Below are 3,263 nucleotides of genomic sequence, written 5' to 3' on the forward strand. Positions count from 1 at the left end.
CCCCACACCCCACACCCCATCCCTAGAACGATCTTTGGGACAAGATTAAGTTTAAAATCTGAAACAGATAATTTTTTTAAGGGATCGAGTCAAGTTTATGGCAGATATTGTCGATATTGCGGTCAGTGCCGATAATTTTAAAACGCTAGTGACGGCGGTACAAGCCGCTAATCTTGTGGATGCCCTAAAAAGTCCTGGCCCCTTCACGGTTTTTGCCCCCACCGATGAAGCTTTTGCCAAATTGCCCCCCGGGACAATTACAACCCTAGTGCAGAATATCCCCCAATTAACCCGAATTCTCACCTATCACGTCGTTGCGGGCAAATATATGCAGGAAGATTTGGCAAAATTGGCCGTAGTGACTTCTCTAGAGGGTTCACCGATTCCCGTCGATTGTAGCGAAGGTTTTGAGGTGAAAAATGCCACGGTGGTCGCAGGTAATATCGAGGCAGATAATGGTGTGATCCACGTCATCGATACGGTGATCCTGATGGGTTAGTTTTTGACCGTCTTTTGCCCGGTCTGCATCTAGGGCAAATCTGTCTTATTTAGTAACTAAATATACAGATACTTTTGCTTGTTTATGGTTTCGATGCTCGACGGAGGAAAATGGCCACTTTCTGCACTTTCTTGTCTGTACCTGTTCAGACTAAATCCTGTTATTAAAGACTGATTATCTATTGATCCTTTTGCCTATTACATGAGTAGAAAACGGGTTTCTCGGAGAAACCCGTTTTCTGTGCGTTACTCAACGGATTTAGTATTAGCCATCTCGACAGTAATGGCAGCTCAGTTACCAGTTATCAGATGTTAGTTTTCAGTTCACTGTTTACTGTTTACTGATCACTGAAAAAAGCTTACCTATTCCCCAGAAGCATTAGGACTGATTTTGAGAACTAAAACCCCTAAAGGTGGTAAACAAAGATCAATCGAGTAGGGACGGCTATGATAGGACCATTCCTCCGACCATTTACCGCCAAGGTTGCCCATATTACTACCGCCATATTTACCCGCATCGCTGTTAAAGATTTCCTGATAAAAACCGGGATGGGGTACACCAACGCGATAATGGCTGTGGGGTTGGGGAGTAAAATTACAGACCACCACCAGAAACTCCTGCCAATTTTTGCTCCAGCGCAGGAAAGAAACGACACTATGACTATTATCACTACAGTCGATCCACTCAAAGCCATCCTGACCAAAATCCTGGGTATATAAAGCAGGTTCACTCTTATAGGTGGCGTTCAAATCAGTAAAAAAGCGTTTTAGCTGTTGATGGGGTTCGTACTGCAAAAGACCCCACTCCAAATCACCCCAAACATTCCACTCACTCCACTGGCCAAATTCCATGCTCATAAACATGGTTTTCTTGCCGGGGTGGGTAAACATATAACCAAATAATGCCCGGACATTGGCAAATTTTTGCCACTCATCCCCCGGCATTTTGCCAATCATATTACTTTTGCCGTGAACCACTTCATCGTGGGACAAAGCCAGCATATAATTCTCGCTGTGGTTATACCACATACTAAAAGTGACATTATTTTGATGGAATTGACGGAACCAGGGATCCATGCCGAAATAATCGAGCATATCGTGCATCCAGCCCATATTCCACTTCAAATTAAAGCCTAAACCGCCCATATAGGTGGGCCAGGACACCATCGGCCAAGCGGTGGATTCTTCGGCAATAGAGAGAATTCCGGGGAAATAGCTAAAAATTACATGATTGACTTGACGCAGGAATTCCGCAGCTTCTAAATTTTCCCGGCCACCGTACTCGTTAGCCACCCATTCCCCATCTTTACGACAATAATCGAGATAGAGCATAGAAGCCACCGCATCCACGCGAATACCGTCAATATGGTACTTATCGAACCAAAATAGGGCATTAGCCACCAGGAAATTTCTGACTTCGTTGCGACCGTAGTTAAAAATTAGGGTTCCCCATTCCTTGTGTTCCCCTTTGCGCGGGTCGCCGTGTTCATAAAGATGAGTACCATCAAAGAAAGCTAACCCGTGGCCATCTTTGGGGAAGTGACCGGGGACCCAATCCACTAGCACACCAAGGCCATTTTGGTGACATTGATCGACAAAATACATGAAATCTTCAGGATTGCCGTAGCGACTGGTGGGGGCAAAATAACCCGTCACTTGATAACCCCAAGAACCATCAAAAGGATGCTCGGCGATCGGTAATAATTCGATATGGGTGTAACCTAATTCTTTAACGTAGGGAATTAGTTTTTGGGCTAACTCGTAGTAACTCAAAAAGCGCGCCCCAGTGTTCCATTCCGACACGGGAACCGGTTCCCCTTCCCCGGAAAGTAAACGGGGTGGTTCGGCACTAGAAGCGTGCAGCCAAGAACCGAGGTGTAATTCGTAAACGGAAACCGGTTGAGTTAAAGGATCGCTATGGCGGCGTTTTTCCATCCAATCGCTATCATCCCAAGTATAGCTATCTAAATTGGCCACGATCGAGGCGGTTTTCGGGCGTACTTCTTGGGCAAAACCGTAGGGATCAGATTTTTCGTAAATATGACCTTCCCAATTTTTGATCTCGTATTTATATTTAGTGCCAACACCGATTTCCGGGATAAACAATTCCCAGACCATATTATTACGTTTCCGCATTTGGTGATCACGACCATCCCAGCTATTAAAATCACCAATAATCGAGACGTTGCGAGCATTAGGGGCCCAAACGGCAAAATAAACCCCTTTAATCCCCTCGATTTCGGCTAAATGCGCCCCTAATTTTTCATAAATGCGATGATGGTTGCCCTCCCCAAACAGGTGTAAATCAAAATCGCTCAGTTTGGCAGAACGGAAGGCATAGGAATCATAGATTACTCGTTCCTGTTCTCCCTCGTGGATGCGTAATTGATAATTGTTCAGTTCACTGATATCGATAACGCACTCGAAAAAATGGGGGTGATAAGCGGTCGTCATGGGATATTCTTGTCTTTGGGACGGTAAAATAACCCAAGCGGCCGTGGTTTTCGGTAAATAGGCTCTAACAACCCATTTATTGACTTTTCCTTCTTCTTCTAGGGGATGGGCCCCCAAAACCTCAAAGGGATCGTGATGGAGGTTGTTGACGATTTGATGGACTTGTTCGGGGGATACCACTATAGACATTCAGTTAACACTCTTGACATTTACAATACTTATAGCAAGGAAATAGTCATTTTTTCCTTGCCTTCTGGGAATTCTCAAACTAATGATATATTCTGACTTGAAAGAGGGTGTAGGGTGTAGGG

At 44.8% G+C, this 3,263-nt stretch carries 2 protein-coding genes; one reads left to right on the forward strand and one right to left on the reverse strand.

The genetic code is table 11. From position 1 onward, the window contains the following. Positions 1–97: 97 nt before the first annotated feature. Entirely contained in the window at positions 98–499 is a 402-nt protein-coding gene (locus IQ242_RS20415) for a fasciclin domain-containing protein (protein ID WP_002762406.1), read from the forward strand. A 362-nt stretch (positions 500–861) separates the two neighbouring features. Here the strand turns inward: IQ242_RS20415 and glgB are convergent, their stop codons facing one another. Then, positions 862–3,141 (reverse strand): 1,4-alpha-glucan branching enzyme, encoded by a 2,280-nt coding sequence (gene glgB, locus IQ242_RS20420; protein ID WP_052276790.1) that lies wholly within the window; start codon positions 3,139–3,141, stop codon positions 862–864. Positions 3,142–3,263: the final 122 nt, after the last annotated feature.

The sequence above is a fragment of the Microcystis sp. LEGE 08355 genome (genome assembly GCF_015207185.1).
GTDB classification, from domain to species: Bacteria; Cyanobacteriota; Cyanobacteriia; order Cyanobacteriales; family Microcystaceae; genus Microcystis; species Microcystis panniformis.